This window comes from Crateriforma conspicua, from assembly GCF_007752935.1.
GTDB lineage: Bacteria > Planctomycetota > Planctomycetia > Pirellulales > Pirellulaceae > Crateriforma > Crateriforma conspicua.
Genome location: NZ_CP036319.1, coordinates 4,649,714 through 4,672,938, shown reverse-complemented (window position 1 = coordinate 4,672,938; position 23,225 = coordinate 4,649,714). Strand labels below are relative to the sequence as shown.

Here is a 23,225-nt window from a genome sequence, read left to right as displayed (position 1 = left end):
GGGTCGATATGGCTTGGTCCGTTCGGGAAAACGAGCGGGCCCGTTCAAGGCAAACTTTGGGCAAGGCCGCTCACGTGCAGGCCAAACCATCGTAGCCGTATTTCAGGGATGGAGTGCCCCCAAGTCGATGACCACGTTCCGACCGAATCGTCGCACCAAAGACGCCGACGGCCTGGCTCGTCCCAGTGCCGGCGTTGCCAAGGCGTCAGCAAGCGTCATTCCCCCACGTGACCCGGATCGGTTGGCCAAGCTGGCCGAATTGGTCAGCCGGCAACGGTTTGAAACCAAGGATATTCTGTTCAACCAAGCCGAAATTCATCGCTTGACGTTGTCGCTAAGCCGGACCATCGATCGTCCGAATTTTCGCCGGGTCGACGTCGATGACCTGAGGCGAATGATCCGGATGTATGACGAGCGGTTTTTCGGCGGGCGATTGCTGCCGCACGCCGAAGCGGAAGGTTTGACCTTTGGACTGTCCAAGCGGATGACGCGGATCGCCGGAAAGATGGTGACGCACTACTCCACCGATCGCATTCGCGGGCCTCGCAAGTTTGAAATGGTGCTTTCATCGACCCTGTTGTTCCAAACCTTTCGGGACGTCGACCGGCCCGTCGAAGTCACCGGCCGCCGGTGTCGCGACCGCTTGGAAGCGATGCAGCGAATCGCCGAACATGAGCTGGTGCATTTGACCGAGATGCTGATTTGGAACGACGGCAATTGTGACCAGGCCCGGTTTCAATCGATCGCACGACGCTATTTCGCTCACACCGATTACCAGCACGATTTGATCACCCAACAGGAACGTGCGGCACGGAAGTTCAATTTGCGGGTGGGGGATGCGGTCCGATTCCGTTTTCAGGACCGCTGGTTGGTCGGGCGGATCAATCGAATCACACGGCGGGCGACGGTTTTGGTGGAAGACCCCAAGGGCGAAGCTTTCTCCGACGGCGGGCGATACCTGCGGTACTACGTGCCGCTGGAACATTTAAAGCGAGCTTGATCGACGTGCGATTCGGCTTGACGGTTTGTGCCGTCGTGCGGTAATCCACTTGGCTGATTTATCCCCACCCCCGACTTGTTTGCATGCGGAGTGTTTTCGCCATGTTTCGATTGGTTCTTTTGGCCGCTGTTCTTGCTCTCAGTCCGCTGACGGCGACCGCCGCGGAAATCGTTCGTTATCGCTGCGTCGAGTGGAAGGCGAAGCACATCCACGAAAAAAAGAAGGCCGACACGATCGCCGAAACGCTGAAAAAGCTGAAGTGCGAAGTCAAACGGCACGCCCACGGCGACCATGAAGACGTCAAATACCGATGCCCCAAATGGCAGGCGTTGAACTTGAAAACGCACGACGAAGCCCACAAGTGGGAAAAGTGGCTGAAGGAATACGGTTTCCAAACCGAACACAAGCATTGATCGACGTGATGAATCCTCTTTCCGCCGTCGGTGCGGCTCGGTCCGCGGTCCAGGCCGCCGGCGATGTGATTTCGCAGGTCTCCCGGTCCGGTCTGGAAACGTTCGACTCGATCCTGCACGGCGAATCTACGGAAACGCCCGCGGGCGCTTCGGATTCCGGGGATGTCGGTGCGGCGGAACAACTGAAATCCTTGCTGACCGAGCGATTGGTCGGTGCCGGCATTTCCGTCGATCCACCCGTTTCCCTTCGCGTCGCGACTGACGGCCGCCTGGAAACCGATCCCGATGACCCCAGATCACCGGCGATCGAGGCGTTGATCCGAGACGATGTTCGGGTCCGATCCGCTGCGGCACAGGCCTCCGTCCCTTCGACGGCGTTGACCTTGACGATCGGTCCGGCTGAGTGAGCGAAAACCGTGCCGTGATCGGGATCCAAGGCCGATTGCGGCTTGACGATTCTGTCGGGTCCGTGGACATTGGTGGCACCCCCGGAGGATATGCGAATTGGCTAGCAGACTGATTCGAAATCAGTTGCCCCTTATGGGGTTGCGGGTTCGAGTCCCGTGTCCTCCGCTTGGCCTGCCCAACGCCCTGTCGTGTCTTCGTGCACGCGGGGCGTTTTTTTATTGCGTCGGTGCATCACTGGTCGGCGGGGCGATCGTTTCGGCCACTGACTTTGTGTGTGCGTTTTGCCCGTGGATTGCAACGCGTCACCGCAGGTCGGCAGGCTGCCACGGTGCGATTCCTGCCGACAATTCCCATGGCTGAATCGCCGCTTTTTTCGCTCCGCTGCCAATCCTTCAAAGCGTTCGGCCACCCTTCACCTATCGGGGGGTGGCAGTTACTATTGAACGCAACAGAGGAGACACGTTCGGATGAATTTGACTGAATTGGCACAGCGGCTCAAACGCGTCCGACTGCAACGCGGGCTGACCCTGGAACAGGTGGCCACGCAAGCCGGTTTGTCCCGGGGGTGGTTGTCCAAAGTCGAAAACTTTCGTCTGACACCTTCGCTGCCGGCGCTGTCTGAAATCGCATCCGTTTTGGACGTGTCGCTGTCGGAACTGTTTGAAGGCTTGGAAGCGGAACCCGGTTTGGTGGTCGTGCGAAGCGACCAGCGGGTGGAGTATCGACGCGACGAACCGGTCAGCAAGATTCGATACGCCAGTCTGGCTCACGCTCGACCCAAACGCAGCATGGATCCGTTCCTGTTGAAAGTGCCGGTCGAAGATGATCGTGAAAAGCTGCCGCACAAGGGCGAAGAATTTCTGTACGTCTTGTCAGGGCAAGCTCGTTTGGATTACGGCGATGATTCGCACGAACTGAATCCGGGCGACAGCGTTTACTTCGATGGCGAAGTCCCCCATCGCGTCGTTTGCCGCGACGGCGAAGAGTGCGAAGTCTTGGTCGTCTTTCATGACGTTGGTGGCGAAGCGTCCGATCACATCGTTGCCGACGAAGAGGCCGAAGAAGCCTGAGTTGGCACCAAAAAGATTCCCGCGGGCGACTCAAGCCGTGTATGCACGAAGCAGTAGCTCGTGAAGCTCCGCGGTGTCCAAACGCCGTGGGTTGTTCCCAAGTCGAACTGGGTCCACCGAGGCGGCGATCTCGGCCAAGCGGTTTTCACCGATTCCGGCCTCCGACAGGGAATTTGGCAGACCGATTTGACGCAACAGGTCCGACATCACACTGGGCATCTGCGCCGGCGTGGCGTTCAGCACCGATGCAGCCTGCTGGACATGTCCGCAAACGACTTCCGCACCCCGCGGGTCGTTGCAGTTCGTTGCATCGGTGGTCGCATTGGCCGCAGCCAATGGTCCCAGGGTTAACGCGACGGCGTGTCCGTGCGCGATCCCAAACCGTTGGGTCAATTGGTACGACAGAGCATGGGAAGCGGTTGTTTTGCTGATGTTGATCGCTTGGCCGGCCAGGTGCGCGCCCCACATCATCTTGAATCGGCTGCCTTCATCTGCATCACAAACACTGGAGACGAGGCTTTCGGCGATCAGGCGTCCGCCGGCCTGAGCATACCGCGCCGATGCTTCGGTACGGCCCACCGCCCATAGCGATTCGATCGCCTGGGACAACGCGTCCATCCCGGTGCATGCGGCGATCGATGCCGGCATCGCCGCATGCAGTCGTGGGTCCATGATCACCACCGCGGGACGCATGCGTTTGTCGGAGATCGATTGCTTTCGCCCGTCGACGTAGATCGCGGCAAACTGCGTCGCTTCGCTGCCGGTTCCCGACGTGCTGGGGGCGGCCATCAAGGGCAAAGGTGAAAGTGATTCCGTTGATCCGCCGCGGCAGACGTCGCTTTGTCGATCGGCGTTTTCCGATCCGGCCAGCGCCGCCATCTTGGCAACGTCCAAGCAGGTCCCACCGCCGATCGCGATGACCGAGTCGGCCCGGTGTTCGGCCGCAGCATTGGCCGCCCGCAACGCTTCTTCGCTGGTCGGGTTGGGGGTGAATTCGTCAAACCACAGGCAATCAACGTCGGCCAACGCTGCTTCCACGGTCGCCGACAGGTTCGACGCGGTGACCGCACGACGATCGATCACGACCAAAGGGCGGTTGCAATGCATCTGCTTCAAGACGCTGCCCATGCGATCAATGGAATCCAAATATGTTTGTCCGGTGTCGTCCAGACAACGAAGGACTTCGGCGGGCAATCGATCAGCCAGGGTGTCGGATGTTGGTATTGGCATGGACGCGACAGTCTCCGGTGCATCGGTGTGTTTGTTTGGTGTCTTGGAAGTCACGCGTTTGCACAAGGTGATGATGGATCAAAGTGCGGCAGGATCTCTTGCAATGATTCAATGGTGTGAACGGTTCGATAGTCCGGATCCACTGGTTCTTCGAACAGCGGTCGGGTCCGCTCGCTCAGCACCGCTGCCACCCATCCACAGTCCGCCGCCAAGCCTTGTCGGACATCACTGACACTGTCGCCAACTTTGGCAACACGTCGCGGATCGCTTTCACCCAATTGTCTCATCAAGTGATGGATCATGCCGGGATCGGGGCGGCCGGCGGCCTGGTCACTGCTGACCGTCGCATCGACTTGATCGTGCCAAGACAATCGGTCCAAGATGGTGTCCAGGGTCGGCCTGTCAAAACCGGTATCCAGTGCGACCTTGATGCCGCGATCCCGCAGCGTTTGAAAGACCTCCACCGCGCCGTCGGTCGGAACGACCCCGGGCGAATGTCGGTAGTAGTCGATCATGCGGTTTTGAAAGTCCTGGTGAGTTTCGTTCACCAAGGCGTCGGTGATTTTCAGCGATGGATCTCTTGCGAGCAGTGTTCGGATCGCATCGGGTTTGGGGGTGCCCATCAATGGATTGACCGCCTGGGCATCGGTCGGGACCCCAGCGGCGGTCACCGCTTCGCTGACACATCGGGCGACGGCGTTTTCCTTGTCGGAAACCGTGGTTCCAGCGACGTCGAAGACGATCATGCTGATCTTTGGTCCGCTCATCGGCGGTCACCCTGTCATGAAAGAGTGAAAATTGTTGTGTGATGCAAAACTGATCGCCCGCGAATGGTGGCACCCGCGATCGACACGGCCGACCATGAAAACTATCGATGCGTTGACCAGCGATCAACTTGCCGATGGTGTGAATTGTTCATGAACCGTGACCGTCGTGGACGCGTTGCACCGCACGACAGATCCGCAAAGCGGCTTCGTCCAGTTCGGCATCGGTGATCGTCAGCGGCGGCGCCAAGACGACGGTGTTGCCGCCACCCGTTTTGAAGCTGACGCCTTCGTCAAGCGCGGCGTACAGCACGGCTTCGGCACGCTGTGGACAAGCCCGCTGCGGCGACTGTGGTTCGACAACGTCAAAGCCGACCAGCAAGCCTTCGCCTCGAACGTCCCCGATGATCGGGCACGATTTTCGAAAGTCGATCAACTGTCGTCGAAGACGTTTGCCCAGTTGCACCGCCCGATCGATCAAGTTCCCAGGTGCTTCCGCGGAATGTTCGCCGGATCGATCGTCATGTGGGTTTGGGGCGTCTAGTGGCCCTAACAAACAATCCAAGGTGGCCAGCGCTGCGGCGGCGCCCAGTGGTGATTTTTCGTGCGTGTAGTGTCCGATCGCCTTGTTGCCCGCGACGTCCAGGTCACGGCGGGCGATCAAAGCCGCCATCGGCATGACGCCGCCACCCAATCCCTTGCCCAGCACAATCATGTCCGGGGTGACTCCGGTGCAAGCGCTTGCGAACAGGTGTCCGGTCCGGCCCAGGCCCGTGGGGATTTCGTCGAAGATCAACAGCGTGCCATTTCGCCGGCAGGCATCGGCGACACGTTTCCAAAACTCCGGCGATCCCGCCGTGACATTTGACGCGCGGATCGGTTCGGCGATCAAAGCCGCAACGTCGCCCTCCTGCTGCAACACGTATTCGATGTAATCGGCACACCGGGCGTCGCAATCGCCTCCGCACCCGAAGACGCATTGTCGGTGCCCCGGCGGCGGGACTTGGATGGTGCCGGGCAGCAGCGGTCCGATGTCGCTGCGAAACAAAGCTTCTCCACCAACCGATGACGCTTCCAAAGTCGCGCCATGGAACGATTCCCACATCGAAATCGTTTTGTGACGCCCGGTCGCCAATCGCGCGAGCTTCAACGCCATGCCCACGGCGACCGCACCGCTGGGGGCGAAAAGGCATTTGCTCAAGTCGCCCGGTGCCAGTTCACCCAATCGGCCGGCCAAACGAATCGCCGGTTCGTTGGTGTATCGTCGCGTACAAAACGGCAACACATCCAATTGGTCTTTCACCGCCGCGACCACGCGGGGATTCCGAAAGCCGACTTGATGCACATAGTTGCCGTGAAAGTCCATGAATCGGCGGCCATCGACGTCTTCCAGATAGATCCCATCGCAGGCCGAAAGGGCATTCAGGCAAGGACTGGACAGGCACTGGTGCAGAAAAGCATCGCTGTCTTGGTCAAGCATTCGTCGAATGTCTGCGCCAATCGTTCTTGCTTGCCATTGATCTCTTCTTGGCGAAAGATTCACATCGCCTTCGGATCGGTCCACCGGTGGAGGGGGTGTGGTATCCGTCACTGCATGGTTTTGTGAGGGCGTGGACATGGCGAAGTGACAGTCGGGTTGGATCAGGGGACGCACCGAACGATGTCGACCCAAAGTAAACAGCTGGACCGACCTGGCGGCAACGCACCTGGACGGCGAGGGATTGTTTTATCGGAATTTCACGGAAAATGCTTCGTAAAATGCATTGATGCCAGCGGCGGCACCGAATTTGTTTGATCCAGCGGAGAAACTTTGTTGACTGATAGTTGAATTCAGGTCGCCAGTTCGCCTATCCTGGATCCCACGCAGCCCGACGAGCCCCGATTGTTGGTTGGGGGATTCACGGTCGGACATTTTCAACCCTCTGCTGGAAAGTGCACCGATGGAAGATTGCATCGAACGATCGCTGAAGGTGTTTCCAGGCGGTTCCAACGGCGAATTCAATCTGCCGGAAGAACTGGCCACGGTCATCGTGCGTGGGAAAGGCTGTGAGTTGGAAGACTGTGCCGGTCGTCGCTTCATCGACTTTTCCATGGGCTGGGGGTCGGTGCTGGTCGGGCATTCCCACCCCGATGTCGTTGCCGCAGTGTCACGGCGAATTAGCCAAGGGTCCAATTTCGCGTACGTGACCGAGGAATCGATCGAAGTCGCCGAGGAGATTGTTCGCATCAGTCCGGCGTGTGACACGGTTCGATTTGCCGCATCCGGAAGCGAGGCGACGCACTACTGTGTGCGGATGGCGCGTGGCTTCACCGGAAGACCCAAGGTGATGAAATTCGAAGGTGCCTATCACGGTGCCCACGACTTTGGCGTGGCCAGTGTTTTTCCCCAGCAACCGCCACCGCATCCCAAGGTGGATTGGAGCGGAACGGGAACCATTCCGGGATCGGATCCGTTGTTGCTTTCGGCTCCGTTCAACGACGCGGCAACCACAGCGACATTGATCGCCGAACATGCCGAAGACTTGGCCGCGGTCATTGTCGAACCGTTGCAGCGATGCACACCACCGGAAGAAGGCTTCTTGGAAAAGCTGCGTCAGGTCACCCGCCAGCACGGAATCTTGCTGATCTTTGACGAAGTGGTGACGGGTTTTCGTTTGGCTTATGGCGGCGCACAAGAATATTACGGCGTGACGCCGGACTTGGTCGCGTACGGCAAGGCGTTGGGCGGCGGGTATCCCATCGGTGTCTATGGGGGACGTGCGGATGTGATGAACTGCACCCGCGAGGACCGATCGGATAAACCCAGTTATGTTTGGTCGGCATCGACATTGGGCGGTAACCCCATTTCCGCCGCCGCCAGTCGCGCAGCACTGGCCGTGTACCGTCAAGAATCCACTTATGATCGTTTGCACGCCCTGGGACGTTATTTGCGTGACGGCATGCGGCGGGCTCTGATGAATACCGGGGCGCCGGGACAAGTGATCGGCGACGGTCCGCTGGCACAAGTGGTCTTTACGACCGAACCGATTCGCAATTATCGATCGATGCTGACCGCCAATCGCGATCGTGGTCGTGCGGTCATGTTGGGGCTATTTGAAAAGGGCGTGTTTTTAAATCCGATGGGAACCAAACTGTATCTTTCCTTGGCGCACGACGAAGCCGTCTGTGATGAGTTCCTTGAACGGTTCACTGCGACGCTTCGTGAAACCGGCTACGGCCGCGCGCCGAAGACACGCTACGCATTCACCGAATCGGCATGCGTTTCCGTGGGACGATCGGCGATATAGCATTCATTGAATTTTGGCAGGAAACCGATTCTGGTCAGAATCAAAACATTAGGTCGGCATGTTTCAGCTTCCCAAAAGCACCGCTTTGGAAGCCTTCTTGCGAAGGTCATCCACCCAACGGGTCGTTCCCTATGCGATGGCAATGGCGTTTGCGACCTACTTTTGCATGTATGCGTTTCGCAAGCCTTTTGCGGCCGGGACCTATGACGGATTGCGGTTATGGGGATTGGAACTGAAAACCGCGTTGGTGATCAGCCAGATATTGGGCTACACCCTATCCAAGTACTTGGGCATTAAATATTGCTCCGAAGCGGTTCGGCGATACCGGGCGGCGATGATTCTTGGGCTGATCGGATTGGCCGAACTGGCGTTGTTATTATTTGCGGTGTTGCCTTTGGGGCTGAAGCCCGTGGCGATGTTTTTCAACGGTTTGCCGTTGGGAATGATCTGGGGGCTGATTGTCTGGTACCTGGAAGGCCGGCGGACATCGGAAATCCTGCTGGCCGGGCTCAGTTGTTCGTTCATTGTTTCCAGTGGCGTGGTGAAAGACGTCGGATTGTCGTTGATGGATTCCGGCGTATCGGAGTGGTTCATGCCGTTTGCCACCGGTATGTGCTTTTTCCCCTTATTGATTGTGTGTGTGTGGCTGTTGGATCATTTGCCCGAACCATCGCCCGAAGACATCGCCCAGCGGGTCCGCCGCGAACCCATGTCGGGAACGCAGCGGATGAATTTCGTTCGATCGTTCGCTGCGGGGTTGGGGCTGTTATTGGCGGTCTACTTCTTTCAAACGGCCTATCGAGATTACCGCGATAACTATCAAGTCGATATTCTTCAGCGACTTGGGTATGGCGACGATGACACCGCGCTGTTGTCGCGGATGGAGATTCCCGTGGCCTTTGGCGTCATGATTTGCATGGGGGCGTTGACGCTCGTCCGAGACAACCGCAGGGGGCTGGCCGGCGCATTGGGAATCATGATCGCTGGTGCCGCTTTGACGGGTGTCAGCACGCTGTTGATGCAGCAGGGGGTTATCAACGGATTTTGGTGGATGACTCTGGTCGGTTTGGGCTCTTATCTGACCTACGTCCCGTTCAATTCGGTTTTGTTTGATCGTTTGATTGCCGCAACCGGATTCGTGGGCACGGCGGTCTTTTGCATCTACGTCGCGGATTCGCTGGGCTACAGCGGTTCGGTGGCCATTCAGATTTTCGGCGACGTCTTTGCGACCGATTCGAATCGTCTGGAATATTTCGTCAATCTTAGTTACTGCACTTCGGCAATCGGCGTCATCCTGTCGTCGGTCGCGGGGTTCTATTTTTGGATTAAATCTGCACCATCCACGACTCCATTTGTGGACGGGGCGGAACAGCAAAGTGAAACGTTTTGATGTCGAATCACCTTATCAAGTTGGTTGTTTTTGACTGGGCGGGAACCACCGTCGATTTTGGTTGCTTTTCACCGGTGCAGCCGTTTCGTCTCGCCTTGGCGGCCGAGGGTATTGATGTGTCCATCGACGAAGCTCGGCTGCCGATGGGCTTGTCCAAGTTGGATCACTTGCACGCCATTTTTGAAATGTCCAATGTGCGACGGCAATGGCGTGAGAAGTTCCAGCGGGAATGGACCGAGGACGACGTCCGGCGTGTGTATGAAGATGGCTTCGTGCCACAGCAACTGCAGTGTGCCAAAGATCACAGCGATCTTGTTCCCGGCTTGTTGCAATGCATTCAACGGCTGCGAAAACGAAACATCAAAATCGCCAGCACGACGGGATACTTTCGCGATGCCGCCGAAATCGTTTTCGCCCGCGCGGCCGAGCAGGGCTATGAACCGGACTTCTGCATCTGTGGGACCGATGTACCGGCAGGTCGTCCCGCACCTTGGATGATCTTTCGCGCGATGGAGGCGTTGAATGTTTGTCCGCCCGCTGCGGTGTTGAAAATCGGTGATACCGTTCCCGATGTTCTGGCGGGGATCAACGCCGGCGCTTGGTCGGTCGGCGTCACCGACACCAGCAGTTCCATGGGGTTGAGCCAAGCCGAATTTGAGGCCCTCTCGGATGCCGAGAAAGAAAATCGGCGTGACGCGTGTGCGGCAACCCTTACCGACGCGGGCGCGCACGCGGTGATTCCGTCGATTGCGAGTTTGCCGGAACTGATCGAGCGGATCGAAGCAGGCGAGTTTGAATTGCAACGGCCGAGTTCCGCATCGGAGTTACAAGTCGAATCCTTCTAGGGAAGCCAGGCATAACGTGGACGATGACATTCCATACCTGTTGTTAACTCCCGGGCCGCTGACGACATCGCGCGGCGTGCGTCAATCAATGCTGCGTGATTACTGCACCTGGGACGCGGACTACAACCAACTGGTTGCCGACTTACGTAATCGTTTGGTGACGTTGGCCGGCGGCGGCGACCGCTATACCGCGGTCTTGATGCAGGGCAGCGGGACTTTTTCGGTCGAAGCAACGATCGGATCGGTGATTCCCCCAGGCGGGAAACTGCTGGTGATCAGCAACGGTGCGTACGGTCGGCGTATGGAGCAGATTGCCCGGCGTCTGTCGATCGACCACAGCGAATGCTGGTTGGGGGAGACCCAAGTCGCCGATCCGGCGGACGTCCGGCAGGCTCTGCAAGACGATCCCGCGATCACTCATGTCGCCATTGTTCATTGTGAAACCAGCACCGGCATGTTGAACCCGATCGAATCGATCGGCGCGGTATGCCGTCAGATGGGCAAGGTCTACATCGTCGATGCCATGTCATCGTTCGGCGGTATTCCGATGTCGATGGAATCTGTCGGTGCCGACTTCATGATTTCATCGGCCAACAAGTGCATTCAGGGCGTGCCCGGATTCGGGTTTGTGATTGCCGATCGTGATCGATTATCTGAAACAAAGGGTTGGGCACGGTCGCTTAGTTTGGACCTGTACGACCAGTGGTCGGAAATGGAATCCAAAGGCGGCAAATGGCGCTACACGTCACCCACGCACGTGGTCCGCGCATTCGTTCAGGCGATGGATGAATTGGACGCCGAAGGTGGTGTCGCCGCGCGTCACCAACGGTACAGCGAAAATCATCGTCGACTGGTTGATGGCGTTGCCGCACTTGGCATTACGGCGCTGTTGCCGGCGGCGATTCAATCACCCATCATCACCTCGTTCTTGTACCCGGATGTGGATGGCTTTGCATTTGATGACTTCTATCAGGCATTGAAGCAACGTCGCTTTGTCATCTATCCGGGCAAAGTCAGCGACGCACAGACGTTTCGAATCGGCAACATCGGTCATGTCTTTCCCGAAGACATCGATCAGTTGGTTGCCGCAATCGCCGAAGTCATCGGTGAACTGACGGTTGCATCATCGCGATAGTCCATTGTTCTTGGATGGTTCGCGATGGATGGTTGCTGCCGTCATTGATCGTTTGAGTGCATGTGAGCGACTGCGGTCCGACGATGAGATTCGATTTTGTCTCCAAGGCTGAAGCTTGGCCGAAGGTGCCGGCGCATGAAAAAGGTCGACCGTCACGAGAGACGATCGACCGATGAAATCAATTCAGCAGTCTACAGAACGGAGCCCGATCAGGCTTTGTTTTGCTTTTGCTTGCGGCGGCGAATGCGGTATCCGCTGTAAGCACTGCCGACGACACCCAGGACGGCGAACGTACCGGGTTCTGGGACGGCGCTGACATTGACCGTGGCACTGTTGAATGCCCATCCGGCCTCGCTGCCTGGCGGTGTGATGCCGATTCCGGCACCACCGATCTCGACACCCAGATTTCCGCTGCCACCGGCAAGGGCTTGGATATCGATTCGTGCCAATTGAAAGAACTCGTTGCCCGGGGACGATTCAAATCCACCCAAGAAATTGAATGCGCCGCCGTTGTTGACCAGCAAGTTTCCGGTATTCAACGATTCTTGGCCAAAGCTGGCCCAAGGTGCCGGTGCAGTAACGGCGTAGTCGACTGCGGTGATCAGGTCCGGAGTGTCGGTCGTCACGTTGAACGAAATCGAACTGAACGACTGACCCGAATCGGTGTCCGCCCAAACGTAGATGGACTGGATGTCACCCAACGTCAGGTTAATGACATTGTCAGTGGCCAACGTTTCGCTGCCGCTGATGAACATGTCGGCTTGTGCGCCGGTTGCCATTGCGATGGTCGCAATGAGGGAAAGCAGAATCTTTTTCATGATGATCTCTTTGAGAACAGTGGTGCAAATAACTCTTGGGAAGAACTACGGAAGCGGCGGAGCAAAAGCTTCCGCGACGAAGCCGTTAAAATCCGCCAGACTGGTCATGCCATCGGCGTTGAAATCGAAGATGCCTTGCGGGTCCGGGGCGCCGAATGCGGCGGAAACGAATCCGTTGAAATCGGCCAGACTGCACACACCGTCGCCAGTGATGTCGCCCATGACGTATGACTGGGTTGCCGCCAGGACTTCGATGTTGTCCACGGCGAACCACCAGTCGTTTCCGGTATTGATGCAGCCGATACGCAGCGTCATTCGGTTGCTCTTGGAGGCCGGCAACTCGCTGCCGAATCCGCCAAAGACGTAGCTGTCTTCGATGCCCGTCACGGTGTCTTCGCCGTTTTCGTCGACAAATCCGTTAGCGTTGTTGTCGTTGAACAGATAGGGATTCAGCGAAGCTTCGTACGCTGGATCGGCGGGCGTTTCGGAGCCCTCTTCGCCGACCAAACCCAGGCGTGCCGAGTCAACGTCGACCAGCGTGGTCCAGTTCGCACCATCGTCGAACGAAACTTGGATCAGGCCACGTTGGGCCGCGTACAAGCGGGTGTCCCAGTCCAACGTGATTTCGACCGTCGTGTTGTCGTATCCCGACATGTTGTAGGTGCGTTGGACGAACGAGTTGAACTGTTTCTCGGTCGGATTGCCTTCACCATCAACCGGGATCGCCGGAAGGGTTTCTTCTTCCGCGATCACCATGTTGTCTTGGTGGGCATCACCATCGGCACACAGAATCATGCTGCGGAATGCACCGAAGAAATCTTCCCGTTGCTGACCATCTTGTTGATCGGTCCAGGAGATGGAGTCCATGACCGTAAAGCCTTGGAAAGCTCCGTCCAAGCTGGTGCGGTACATGCGCTTGGTCGGCATGTCCGCCGGGCCATCGTTGATGATTTCCCAGTTCGGAATGTTGTTGGTGTAATCGGTTCCGTCAGACGGGTCGAACGGTTCATCGGGGCCATCGTTGGCGTCGCTGAAAGGCTGGTCGGCCAACGGCATTTCGGGGGTCGGGCCTTCGAAGTCGTCGAACGCAATTTGGCCGCCCGCGTTCATCAATTCGATGTTGTCGACGGCGAACCACCAGTCATTGCTGGAGCGAATGCAGCCGAAACGAACTTCCATCGACGTGGCGGATGCGGGTGCGGTGAAGTCGATCCCGGCCACAAAAGTGCCCTGGTCGTTCTCTTCCGGCACTTCCGACTTGTTCGTGCTGAAGACGCCACTGTCGATCGTCGAATCGATCTCCAGAATGGTTTCCCAGGCACCACCATCGAATGAGACTTCGACAACACCGGTTTGGGTGTCTTCGGTGACAAAGTCGTAATCGAACGAAAGCATCAGTGTCGAAAGGTCAACGCCGGTCACGTCGTACGCACGAGTGATATACGAGTTGTACGCCGGGTTTTCCGGGCTACCCATGTCGGCGTTGCCACCGTCGTCGGCTTCATCGGGGTCGGCTACCAAGCAGGTGTTACGGTTATCGCCACCGAAGAAGCACCGTTGTCGACCGGCTTGTTCGCCCGCGTGACCGATCCAGGATCCGACGTCCATCATCGACCAGCCGTCAAACTCCGGCGGCATGGTCGAGTTGTCATAGGTGTTCCCGCTGTTGTCCAACGTGAAGCCGGCGGGGAACGCCTTGGACCAATCGGTTCCGTCCAAGAAGTAGGGGCTGCTGTAATCCAGGTCGAACGGAACCATGTCCGTCGCGTTGTCCAGGTTTTCGAAGTCGTCGAAAGCGACTTCGACTTTCTGGGCTGACAGGGGGCCGACGCAGAAACCTGCGAAGGCGACGAAGCCGGCAAGTGCCACCGTGGCACGACCGAACGATCGTCGATCTCTCGAAAATCTCATGGCTGAAACTCCTCAGGGTTTGAGACTAGGTGGATCGCGGTGACTTTAACCCAGGCGAAACTTTTGTCTCTTTAGATCCAGTTAACTCGGGATTTATTCATGCAGTGTTTCGTGTGAAGAAACGTGCGTGAATTGCGTTTTGCGCCCCAGAGGTTTCGGGATACGCATCTGGATATGAAGTTCTTATTGCTCGATCTCGTTTGCCTCGACCTCACGGCCGTCACGAGTACCCAGCGCGCTGTAGACCACTTGGTCCACCGATTCAGTGATGAAGCGGACCGAGCCATCGCCCAGGCAGAACTGTGCACCGCCGGGGTGATTGCTGCCGAAGCTGACCTCGTAGGCGGCCCAGGTTTCCGAGCGATCGGAGAATCGATCGTCGACGGGCTTTTGGTAATTGATGGCGACAGCGGTTGATCCGCCCATCTCCGACCAATCGGTGCCTTCCCAGTTGTCAAAGTCGTCACCGCCGATGGCCCAGTGGTCTTTACGTCCGGCATTCTGGTTTTCTTGGCGGGTGTAATCGGTGGGCGGGAATAGATCCGGTTCGGCTTCACCGATCATCAACGTGTTGGACAGTCCATCGATGACGTCGCGGAAACGATTGCCGACCATTCCGCCTTGGCTGATGCGTGCCTTGTCGGGTTCACGCGTGATGATCATGCCGTCCAGTTCGCTGTGGTGGAGCGTGGTTTGGCCATCGCCCCAGGTGCCACGGTTGGTTCGCCCCCATCCGAATGATGGCTTCCAGTCATTGGGTTGCCGGCCCGTTACAACGGCCAAGTAGTTGGCTGGCTGCCGGGCAGCCACAAACCATGGCGGCGAATAGCAAGACGCGTCGAAGATCGGTTCCAACGCGGTCGATGAAGGGCACTGAAATCCAGTCACGCTCAGCTCGCACGCGGCAATCTGGCGAAACACTTCGTTCGGTGAATCCAGCGAAGCGTCGTTGATCGCCGCGCTGGATGCCCAGTTCACACTGCCGAACGACAGTTTTTCGTACAAACCTTGCTGTTCCATGAACGGCAGAATGAATGCTGACCAGTGGCCGCCTTCCTGGGCCTCGCCCAGCATGGGCAGTCCCTTGTAGGCGCTTTCAAAGTTGTGGATCGCCAACCCGAGTTGTTTCAGACGGTTGGTGCATTGCATGCGTCGTGCGGCGCCACGGGCACTTTGCACTGCCGGCAAAAGCAACCCCACCAGAATGCCAATGATGGCGATAACGACGAGCAATTCGACCAAGGTGAATCCCTTCGGCTTTGCCGGGTGATCCACGGGGACGCGGTTCTTTTCCATGGTTATGAACCCTTAATGTGGGATGAAATGAGATGGTCCGGACTATTTGCCGGGAATATCGAAGATGAATTCGTTGGTGCTGACGGGTTTGACCTCGAACGTCGCGGTGGATTCGGTGTCGCTGCAAAACGGTTCGGGGACGATGTCCTCGGTCACCAACGTTCGGTCGTCGTCGTGCTTTTCATTGCCGTCAAGGACCTCGCCTCCTTTGGCCACCATGCAACTGAAGCTGACGCGGTAGGTGCCTGCCTTCAGTCCGTTACCCGCGGTGCTGCGAAGTGACAGCTTTCCGCTGACGTCGGTTTCGCCGACGCCCAGTGAGTACTTGTCAGGCGTTTCATCAATCGGACGCATGTAAACCAGCAACCGGTTGTAGGCCTTGCCGTCCAGCGTGACTTTCCCGGTGACGGGATACAGTTCTGGTTCAAAGCTGCATCCGGTCAGCAGCAAGCAAAGGCTTGCAGCGATGAACAGGCAGGTGGAGACGCCGAAGCTGTTTCGGTCACGTGTTTGATTCGGTTTCATTGCATCAACAGGCGTCTTCAGCTACCTGTTCTGTTGGGGGTACATGGCGTTGCATCGGAGTACGGTTTCTCGTGAGCTCCGGTGCAGTGCTGTGTGTTGTTTCAGTGGGTTTTGAAACAAAACCCGCCCAGGCCCGTCTGCCCCGAGGCGGATTCGAAACTCTGGCGCGGCGATCATTCGGTCAAGCGTTGACGTCCGCAGGCGGAGGTTGCCCGCCAAGTGATCGGGCATTCAGTGACGACATGGCCATCAAACGATGGCGTCGAATTGCCGCACACGCTTTGTCAAACGTGGTCGCGATCTTAGCGTCCGAGAATGCCGGGAAAACCGAAATCGAGTTGATTCACGGTAAATTCAAAGTTGCGGCGTGCTCGCTGGAGATCAAGGGCGTTTGATTTCACCAAGCGGGCGTGCGTTCATCAAAAACAAATAAAAGACTCGGTTAATCCCGCGTTTTCGCTGAGGCCTGATCGCGGCTTCATGAAAAAGGGCGAGCAAGCACACGGGTTGTTCATGAAGGTGGTTGTTTCCGCATGGTGGAGGGCCAAGGTGGTTGTGTTTCGCCCCACTGGAAGGGTTGGTGAGCGTTGTGATGTGAGGATCCGGTGATGGTCAGGGTGCGTTGCGTGTGTTGCCACCGCGGGGGGCCACCGAGAGGTGTCGCTTAGCGACGAAGCGGTGGAAGCGATCGGAACGCGACCGGCGTGAGAATCCGCTGGTCGAAGAAGGGCTGCCGGCGCGTCGGTTTCGTGGACGAGTCGAGATGAGTCAACGAACCGAGGCGACGCCCCGAGGTTAAATGACGGTGAAGACGAGACGGCGCGACAAGACTTTCAAAATGTCCAGGGTATAACCTCTCGCTTGAAAGTCTTTACCATTGATCGAGCATCTCAATCGATCTGACGACTTCGATCGGATGGCGTGTGCGTGAACTCCGGAACGACGAGCTGCAAGCAGTTGAGGCCCGGGAAGTTTTGTCCGCACGAACGGTCGATGTCTTGCATCAAGTCATGTGTCGGCTTCGTCGCCCGAGACATGAATGGAGGCAACGACTTCGGCCAAACGATCGGTCTTTGAAGGATCGACACGCAACTAAAAGAGGCAATTGGAATGATATCCGTTATCGCTCGCCCGTCACGTCACTGGATCTGGTGGGTGATCATCGGCGTCATCGGAACGCAGTCTGCCCAGGGGGCTTGGCCGACCTTTCGACGTTCGCCGACCCGCAATGCCGTTAGTGATGAAAGTGGTTTCGATTCTCCGCCCCGTTTGGCTTGGCGGCATCGGCCGGCTTTTGGACCACAGACCGCTTGGCATGGTCCCGCCAAGTGGGATGCGTATGCAAACTTGAGTGGTCTGCATTCGATGCGCGGATACGACCAAGCGTTTTATGTCATCGCGGCTGTCGTTTCGGAATCCGATGATGGCGGTGAGCCCAGTTTGTTTTACGCTTCATCGGCGGAACATTGCGTTCGGCGTTTGGACGCGGCAACCGGTGAAGTGCTGTGGACGTACTTTGTGGATGCACCGGTTCGTATCACGCCGACGTTGGATGGCAATCGTCTGTTCTTTGCCGCGGACGACGGTTGTGTTTATTGCCTGGCTGCGCGTTCGGGCGAACTTGTGTGGAAGTTCACGGCGCAGTCGGGCGGTCGGCAAATCGTCAACAATGGAAACTTGATCCCCGAATGGCCGATCCGCACGGGCGTCACGGTGCTGGACGGCATCGCCTACTTTGCCGCGTCGCTTTTGCCTTGGAATCAGTCGTATTTCTATGCGGTCGATGCAGCCACGGGGCAACAGATCTATTGCGTGGAACAAGCCGATGCGACCTTCGAAGGCCCCTTGGTGGCATCGCCCAAGCATCTGATCGCTCCGCAAGGACGTGTCGCGCCGCTATTGTTGGATCGCGATAACGGTCAGCTTTTGGGCCAGCTTTCTGGTGGCGGTGGTTCGTTCTGTGTCTTGGTGGACGAATCGACCATGATCCATGGACCGGGGAACAAGGCCGGATGGATGACGGTCAGCAGCACGGAATCACGTGAAAAGATCGCGACGCATGAATCGGCGCGCCGTGTGGTGCACGTGGATGACGTGACGTATTTCTGCACCGCCAAAGACATCGTCGCTTATGACACGTCGCAGGAGCAGTTGTGGGCAACGACGTTGGGCGAAACGTTGGATCTGATCGCTGCCGATGATGTGTTGTTGGCGGCGGGGGTGGGCCAGATTGCGGCGCTAGAACCTGAAAACGGCGACTTGCTTTGGTCGTTACCGGTCAACGGGCGTGTCAAAGGATTGGCCATCGACCAAGGGCGTTTGTTCGCCAGCTTGGATGATGGCACCATCATTGCGTACCAACGTGCGGAGAATGGCCAGCCGATCACGGCGAACGTCGAACCGATCGAAGTCGACGAGGAGTTCTCAGATTCGCCAAACACAAAGTTTGCAAAGTCGGCGGCGGATGTTTCAGGGCATCGCGTCGCCGTCGGACCATGGTTGCGTTTCGCAGCCGATGGAACGGCCGAGGTGAACTGGATCAGCAGCCAGCCGTGTGCGTCCAAATTGGTCTTCCGCAGCGGTGGACATACCCGTGAGATGGAAGATGCCCAGGCAACGACGGAGCATCGCGTTGTCATTGACGATCTGCAACCCAGACACATCTATCACTACAAGATCGTCGATCAAGTCGATGGTCGCTCGGTGCCCACAGCGTGGTACGAATGCGACACGTTCTTCAACTACCATCGGGATCGTTCAAGTATCGCGGGGGTGGCCGGAGCGGGCGGCGAAACGGACACCCACTACGATTCGGTTGCCGGTGAATTGGCCGGGCTGTTTGAGAATCCCAAAGGACTGTGCTTGGTATTGGGGACCAGCGATGGGGCACGTTTTGCCGAAGCGTTGGCGCGTGCGACGGAAATGCGAGTCCACGTGTTGGATCCGGACGCCCAGCGGGTCGAAGCGGCAAGGCGTCGCCTGGTCGACGCGGGTGTCTACGGCGTGATGGTCAGCGTGCGGGCAATGAGTGACGACCAGATGCAAACGGTGACCGATCGGATTGCCACGGTGGTCACGTCGGGGGCGATGATTGACGGACGCGACTGTCCCTATGAAAGAAGCGAAATGGATCGCTTGGTCAGCCCCAACGGTCTGGTGGCGATTCCCAACCGATCCATGGAAAAGCAGGACGGTCAGGATTTGACTTGGCAAATTCGTCAAGGAAAACGACTGCAAGGCAGCGGTGATTGGAGCCACGTGTATGGCCGGCCCGACAACGCGGCCTATGCGGGCGAAGAATTGGATCACTGTACCAGTGCGGACGATTTGGCGGTTCAGTGGATCGGTCGCCCGGGGCCTCGCTATCAGTCAGATCGCAGCGGTCGAAAGACGCCGCCGTTGTCGGTTGCCGGCAGGCTTTTCCTGCAAGGGTTGGATCGAATCGTATGTGTTGATGCCTACAACGGATCGGTCTTGTGGTCGCTGGAAACACCGTACTTCAGTCGATTCAACCTGCCTCGTGATTGCGGCAATTGGTGTGCGGACGAACGTTTTGTCTATGCGTTGATTCGCGATCACTGCTGGAAGATCGATGCGGTCACAGGCGATGTCCGCGCGACTTGGCGGATCCCTGATGAATCTTTGCCAAAGGTCGATGGCGGTTATGCGTGGGGATACATCGGCCGTTCCGACGACGTGTTGGTGGGAAGTGTGAATCGAGCCGACGCGAACTGGACCGACTACTTCGGCGGTCCCGGCTGGTATGACGCAACGACGGGCGAAGAGACGCGAAAGATCGTCAGCGATCGTTTGTTCGTCATGGACGCGGGCACCGGCAAGCAGCGATGGGCGACCGATCGGTTGATTTTGAACACCACGATCACGATCGATGACGGCTTGTTGTACTTTGCCGAAGTCGCCGGAGATTCGATGGGTGATCGTGACACGCGGCGTCTGGAGGGCGAACCCTTTTGGGACGCCGTCCGTTTGGTGGCGTTGGACTTGAAAGACGGACGTCAAGTTTGGACACGCCCGGTTCAGGGCCGACGCGGTGACGTCGCATTTTGGATGGCCGTGTCGCAGGGACGGCTGATCACGGTCGCATCGGCGGATGTGAAGTTCGATGTTCGCGCGTATGACAGCCGGACGGGCGAACCCATTTGGGACAACGAAGCGGCGTGGGGAAAAGGAAAAGCGGATCACGGGACGCACTTGTCACGACCGGCCATTGTCAACGACCAAGTCATCGTTCGGCCGGCGGTGTTCAGTCTTTCCAGCGGCCAGCGGTCCCCCGATGACATGCCGGTCAGCGGGTGCGGGACGTATGCCTGCAGCAGTGACGCCATGTTCTTTCGCGCGTGGTCCGGCCAGCAGTTTGCAATGTGGAGTCCCAAGACGAACGAGTACACGCGTTGGAGCCGACTGCGACCGGATTGTTGGCTCAGCACGATCCCCGCTTCGGGGTTGTTGCTGTCGCCCGAGGGTGGTGGCGGGTGCAGTTGCGGGAACTGGCTGGAGACATCGTTGGCCTTCATTCCCAAGTCGCAGTTGTCCCAATTTCCCGACGCGGACTCAGCGGATGCGCAGGATGCAGCAGCAGTCACAGATCCGGCGGTGTCGACCGCCGCCGGGGTGCTGCCATGACCGAACCTGTTGACGCCGGGGGCGGTCCAGGCAGCCAGCACATCCGGTCACAGAATCCGGGATCGGCGGCCGGACGCGGGGTGACATGGTGTCCGGTCCGGCGTGGCGGTCGATGATCGGGTGAGTTGACCGTTAGCGTACAGTCAGGCGGCGAGACCGGTTGTCTGTCGCTTCAGTTTGCGGGTCGAAACGATGAACCGGCGGAACGCCCACTGGCTGGGCGAATTCGTGAAGATTCATCGAACGATTGCCGAAATTGGCGTATCGACAGGTCGCGACCGTGTTCCTACACTAGCCGCCTTATCGCTGCGACCGGGTCGTCACGGCCCGGACGTCATGCGACGAGAGTGTAGCTCAGTCGGTAGAGCAACGGACTTTTAATCCGTTGGTCCAGGGTTCGAGTCCCTGCACTCTCACTTCATGCGAAACGGCGTTTTCAGATTGATCTGAAGACGCCGTTTTCTATTGCGCCCGGCTGTGGTACGCGAACGTTGTTGTCGCGACGGCGCGTTTTGTCGTCGCACCGACGGGGGTTCCACGCGATCTTGGCCCGACCGGGCGGTTCCCACCGGCAACGAATTTTAGGACATTGTGCGGCGTGAGAGGATTTCGTGAGCTGCTGAAAAGATTCGAACTGCACGCCCTGGGAAAGTGGATTCTGTTGTCTCTGTTGGTCGGCATTGTGGCCGGCTTGGGGGCAATCATCTTTGATTTCTTGGGCCAAGCGGTCGTGCGCTTTTCGCTGGCCCAGTTTGCGGGCTATTCGCCGCCGGAAGCGGCCGGCGAACACGCTCGTTTCCATCACGAAACCGAAGTGGTTGTGCCGTGGATGATCGTCGTCGTGATGGGCGTCGGCGGTTTGGTTTCCGGTTGGCTGGTGTACACGTTCGCGCCGGAGGCGGAAGGCCACGGGACGGACGCGGCGATTGATTCTTTCCACAACAAACGTGGTCGGATTCGAACGCGGATTCCTTTCGTCAAAACGATTGCTTCGGCGATCACGTTGGGGACCGGTGGATCCGGCGGGCGTGAAGGCCCGATCGCTCAAATCGGCGCGGGCTTCGGGTCCTGGCTGGCGACACGGCTACATCTGTCCGATCGCGAGCGTCGAATCATGCTGGCCGCCGGCATGGGGGCGGGTGTCGGCGCTATCTTTCGCGCTCCGTTGGCCGGTGCGGTGTTCGCTGGCGAAATTCTGTACAGCGACGCCGATATGGAAGCCGACGCCGTGGTCCCCGCCGCGTCGGCGTCGATCATCGCCTACAGCGTTTACGTCCAATCGTTGCCTCGCGAAACCCGCTTTGTGCCCTTGTTCGGTGGCGGGCTGGATCACGTCAGCAGTTCGCCGATGGAATTGATCGCATATGCCGCACTGGCGTTGGTGCTGGTCTTGGTGGGCGCATTGTACGTGACGTTCTTTTACCGAACCCACGATCTGTTCAAACGGGTTCCGATCATTCCACACCTTCGGCCGGCGATCGGCGCGGTTTTGGCCGGCGTTCTGGGAATCGCTTTATTGCCGTTGTTCGGAAACGACACGCGGATCCTGGGGGTCTTGGGCACCGGTTATGGGACGCTGCAAATTGCGTTGACCGCGGCGCAGGATCTTGGCGTCGCATTCTTGGTGACCGTGGCTCTGGTCAAGATCGTTACAACGGCGTTGACGATCGGTTCGGGAGGCAGCGGTGGTGTGTTCGGGCCGTCGATGGTGATCGGCGGTTGCACCGGCGGCGCCGTCGGCTTGGTGATGCATCGATGGTTTCCCGACGTGGTGACCGAACCCGAAGCCTTTGCGGTGGTCGGCATGGCGGGATTCTTTTCCGGAATCGCGCGAGCACCGATTTCCACGATCATCATGGTGCGTGCGTTGACGGGAGACTATGGATTGTTGTTGCCGACGATGTTGGTGACGACGTTGACCTTTGTCATCAGCCATCGTTTCCGGCTGTATCAAAAACAGGCCGCCACACGGATGGATTCGATGGCCCACCGTGGTGACTTCATCGTCGACGTGTTGGAAGGTCTGAAGGTCGGGGATGTTTACCAGCCCAATCGCGAAATCACGCTGATCCCCGAGGGCATGACGGTCGACGACATCGTTCACCGTTTGGCGTACTGTCACCAGCATTATTTTCCCGTCGTCGATGACCAGGGAAAAATGGTCGGCATCTTCAGCGACGATGACGTTCGGGCCTACCTGTACGACCAGACGTTGTGGAAACTGGCGGTGGCACGTGACGTCATGGTGGATCAATTCATCAGTGTTTCGCCGGATGATGATTTGAACACGGCCGTCCGCCGATTCACGTCGCACAACATTGATGAATTGCCCGTGCTGGATCCCCAGCGACCAGGCACGTTCTTGGGAATGCTGCGTCGTAAAGAATCCATCGCCGCCTACAACCGGCGTTTGATGGAATTGAAAAACGCATCGGCCGACGACGCGTCTTAGGATGGCGTCATTCCCGCGTGTCGCATCGTCGCATCGT

17 protein-coding genes and 2 tRNA genes are annotated in these 23,225 nt (G+C 58.0%); 12 read left to right on the top strand and 7 right to left on the bottom strand.

Annotated elements, in window-relative coordinates; translation table 11 throughout:
- Positions 1-127: 127 nt before the first annotated feature.
- From Mal65_RS17065 to Mal65_RS17045, 5 genes are all read left to right on the top strand, one after another.
- Positions 128-1,000, top strand: coding sequence for a SprT family zinc-dependent metalloprotease (locus Mal65_RS17065; protein WP_196784245.1), 873 nt, complete (start codon positions 128-130; stop codon positions 998-1,000).
- 101 nt (positions 1,001-1,101) lie between these two features.
- Positions 1,102-1,413, top strand: coding sequence for an amidohydrolase (locus tag Mal65_RS17060; protein WP_145300195.1), 312 nt, complete (start codon positions 1,102-1,104; stop codon positions 1,411-1,413).
- Between the two features lie 8 nt (positions 1,414-1,421).
- On the top strand, positions 1,422-1,820 hold the full coding sequence (locus Mal65_RS17055) for a hypothetical protein (protein ID WP_145300192.1): 399 nt from the start codon (positions 1,422-1,424) through the stop codon (positions 1,818-1,820).
- Positions 1,821-1,903: 83 nt separating this feature from the next.
- Positions 1,904-1,986: transfer RNA gene (locus Mal65_RS17050), tRNA-Ser, on the top strand.
- Positions 1,987-2,288: 302 nt separating this feature from the next.
- Entirely contained in the window at positions 2,289-2,891 is a 603-nt protein-coding gene (locus Mal65_RS17045; RefSeq protein ID WP_145300189.1) for a helix-turn-helix domain-containing protein, read from the top strand.
- A 30-nt stretch (positions 2,892-2,921) separates the two neighbouring features.
- On the opposite strand, the gene Mal65_RS17040 is transcribed toward Mal65_RS17045, so the two are convergent.
- The 3 genes from Mal65_RS17040 to Mal65_RS17030 form a co-directional block, all read right to left on the bottom strand.
- Complete coding sequence (locus Mal65_RS17040) at positions 2,922-4,121, bottom strand: phosphonoacetaldehyde reductase (RefSeq protein ID WP_145300186.1); 1,200 nt, start codon at positions 4,119-4,121, stop codon at positions 2,922-2,924.
- A gap of 50 nt (positions 4,122-4,171) precedes the next feature.
- A complete protein-coding gene (locus tag Mal65_RS17035) occupies positions 4,172-4,888 on the bottom strand; it encodes an HAD family hydrolase (RefSeq protein ID WP_145300184.1) in 717 nt (238 codons plus the stop codon).
- Positions 4,889-5,036: 148 nt separating this feature from the next.
- Positions 5,037-6,503 carry an aspartate aminotransferase family protein gene (locus Mal65_RS17030; RefSeq protein ID WP_145300181.1) on the bottom strand — a complete coding sequence of 489 codons (1,467 nt, stop codon included), beginning with the start codon at positions 6,501-6,503 and terminating at the stop codon, positions 5,037-5,039.
- 322 nt (positions 6,504-6,825) lie between these two features.
- Here Mal65_RS17030 and Mal65_RS17020 point away from each other — a divergent pair, with 322 nt between their 5' ends.
- The 4 genes from Mal65_RS17020 to phnW are packed head-to-tail and all read left to right on the top strand — an operon-like array spanning position 6,826 to position 11,542.
- On the top strand, positions 6,826-8,172 hold the full coding sequence (locus Mal65_RS17020; RefSeq protein ID WP_145300175.1) for an aspartate aminotransferase family protein: 1,347 nt from the start codon (positions 6,826-6,828) through the stop codon (positions 8,170-8,172).
- Positions 8,173-8,230: 58 nt separating this feature from the next.
- Positions 8,231-9,562, top strand: coding sequence for a DUF5690 family protein (locus Mal65_RS17015; protein ID WP_145300172.1), 1,332 nt, complete (start codon positions 8,231-8,233; stop codon positions 9,560-9,562).
- Entirely contained in the window at positions 9,562-10,407 is an 846-nt protein-coding gene (phnX, locus tag Mal65_RS17010) for a phosphonoacetaldehyde hydrolase (RefSeq protein ID WP_145300169.1), read from the top strand. The genes Mal65_RS17015 and phnX overlap by 1 nt, the downstream gene beginning before the upstream one ends.
- A gap of 16 nt (positions 10,408-10,423) precedes the next feature.
- Positions 10,424-11,542, top strand: a complete 1,119-nt coding sequence (phnW, locus tag Mal65_RS17005) for a 2-aminoethylphosphonate--pyruvate transaminase (RefSeq protein ID WP_145300167.1) — start codon at positions 10,424-10,426, stop codon at positions 11,540-11,542.
- 209 nt (positions 11,543-11,751) lie between these two features.
- Here phnW and Mal65_RS17000 read toward each other — a convergent pair whose 3' ends face one another.
- From Mal65_RS17000 to Mal65_RS16985, 4 genes are all read right to left on the bottom strand, one after another.
- The gene (locus tag Mal65_RS17000; RefSeq protein ID WP_145300164.1) at positions 11,752-12,360 is read right to left on the bottom strand and encodes a PEP-CTERM sorting domain-containing protein; all 609 of its coding nucleotides are present in this window, start codon (positions 12,358-12,360) and stop codon (positions 11,752-11,754) included.
- 45 nt (positions 12,361-12,405) lie between these two features.
- Positions 12,406-14,271 carry a hypothetical protein gene (locus tag Mal65_RS16995; RefSeq protein WP_145300160.1) on the bottom strand — a complete coding sequence of 622 codons (1,866 nt, stop codon included), beginning with the start codon at positions 14,269-14,271 and terminating at the stop codon, positions 12,406-12,408.
- A 183-nt stretch (positions 14,272-14,454) separates the two neighbouring features.
- Complete coding sequence (locus Mal65_RS16990) at positions 14,455-15,567, bottom strand: DUF1559 domain-containing protein (protein ID WP_145300157.1); 1,113 nt, start codon at positions 15,565-15,567, stop codon at positions 14,455-14,457.
- Between the two features lie 42 nt (positions 15,568-15,609).
- Positions 15,610-16,092 (bottom strand): hypothetical protein, encoded by a 483-nt coding sequence (locus Mal65_RS16985; RefSeq protein ID WP_196784243.1) that lies wholly within the window; start codon positions 16,090-16,092, stop codon positions 15,610-15,612.
- 1,110 nt (positions 16,093-17,202) lie between these two features.
- On the opposite strand from Mal65_RS16985, the gene Mal65_RS16980 reads away from it, so the two are divergent.
- The 3 genes from Mal65_RS16980 to Mal65_RS16970 all read left to right on the top strand — a co-directional run bounded on the left by Mal65_RS16980 (position 17,203) and on the right by Mal65_RS16970 (position 23,188).
- The gene (locus Mal65_RS16980; RefSeq protein WP_145300154.1) at positions 17,203-20,736 is read left to right on the top strand and encodes a BamB-related PQQ repeat family beta-propellar protein; all 3,534 of its coding nucleotides are present in this window, start codon (positions 17,203-17,205) and stop codon (positions 20,734-20,736) included.
- Positions 20,737-21,079: 343 nt separating this feature from the next.
- A tRNA-Lys gene (locus Mal65_RS16975) sits at positions 21,080-21,152 on the top strand.
- Between the two features lie 182 nt (positions 21,153-21,334).
- Entirely contained in the window at positions 21,335-23,188 is a 1,854-nt protein-coding gene (locus Mal65_RS16970) for a chloride channel protein (RefSeq protein WP_145300151.1), read from the top strand.
- Positions 23,189-23,225: the final 37 nt, after the last annotated feature.

Excerpts from the sequence above, each read along its gene's own strand:
- Mal65_RS17035 (WP_145300184.1), bottom strand. The coding sequence starts at position 4,888 with ATGAGCGGACCAAAGATCAGCATGATCGTCTTCGACGTCGCTGGAACC.
- Mal65_RS17040 (WP_145300186.1), bottom strand. The coding sequence starts at position 4,121 with ATGCCAATACCAACATCCGACACCCTGGCTGATCGATTGCCCGCCGAA.
- Mal65_RS17030 (WP_145300181.1), bottom strand. The coding sequence starts at position 6,503 with ATGTCCACGCCCTCACAAAACCATGCAGTGACGGATACCACACCCCCT.
- Mal65_RS16985 (WP_196784243.1), bottom strand. The coding sequence starts at position 16,092 with ATGAAACCGAATCAAACACGTGACCGAAACAGCTTCGGCGTCTCCACC.
- phnX (WP_145300169.1), top strand. The coding sequence starts at position 9,562 with ATGTCGAATCACCTTATCAAGTTGGTTGTTTTTGACTGGGCGGGAACC.
- Mal65_RS17020 (WP_145300175.1), top strand. The coding sequence starts at position 6,826 with ATGGAAGATTGCATCGAACGATCGCTGAAGGTGTTTCCAGGCGGTTCC.
- Mal65_RS17045 (WP_145300189.1), top strand. The coding sequence starts at position 2,289 with ATGAATTTGACTGAATTGGCACAGCGGCTCAAACGCGTCCGACTGCAA.
- Mal65_RS17015 (WP_145300172.1), top strand. The coding sequence starts at position 8,231 with ATGTTTCAGCTTCCCAAAAGCACCGCTTTGGAAGCCTTCTTGCGAAGG.
- Mal65_RS17055 (WP_145300192.1), top strand. The coding sequence starts at position 1,422 with ATGAATCCTCTTTCCGCCGTCGGTGCGGCTCGGTCCGCGGTCCAGGCC.
- Mal65_RS16980 (WP_145300154.1), top strand. The coding sequence starts at position 17,203 with ATGATATCCGTTATCGCTCGCCCGTCACGTCACTGGATCTGGTGGGTG.
- Mal65_RS16995 (WP_145300160.1), bottom strand. The coding sequence starts at position 14,271 with ATGAGATTTTCGAGAGATCGACGATCGTTCGGTCGTGCCACGGTGGCA.
- Mal65_RS16990 (WP_145300157.1), bottom strand. The coding sequence starts at position 15,567 with ATGGAAAAGAACCGCGTCCCCGTGGATCACCCGGCAAAGCCGAAGGGA.
- Mal65_RS17065 (WP_196784245.1), top strand. The coding sequence starts at position 128 with ATGACCACGTTCCGACCGAATCGTCGCACCAAAGACGCCGACGGCCTG.
- Mal65_RS17060 (WP_145300195.1), top strand. The coding sequence starts at position 1,102 with ATGTTTCGATTGGTTCTTTTGGCCGCTGTTCTTGCTCTCAGTCCGCTG.
- Mal65_RS17000 (WP_145300164.1), bottom strand. The coding sequence starts at position 12,360 with ATGAAAAAGATTCTGCTTTCCCTCATTGCGACCATCGCAATGGCAACC.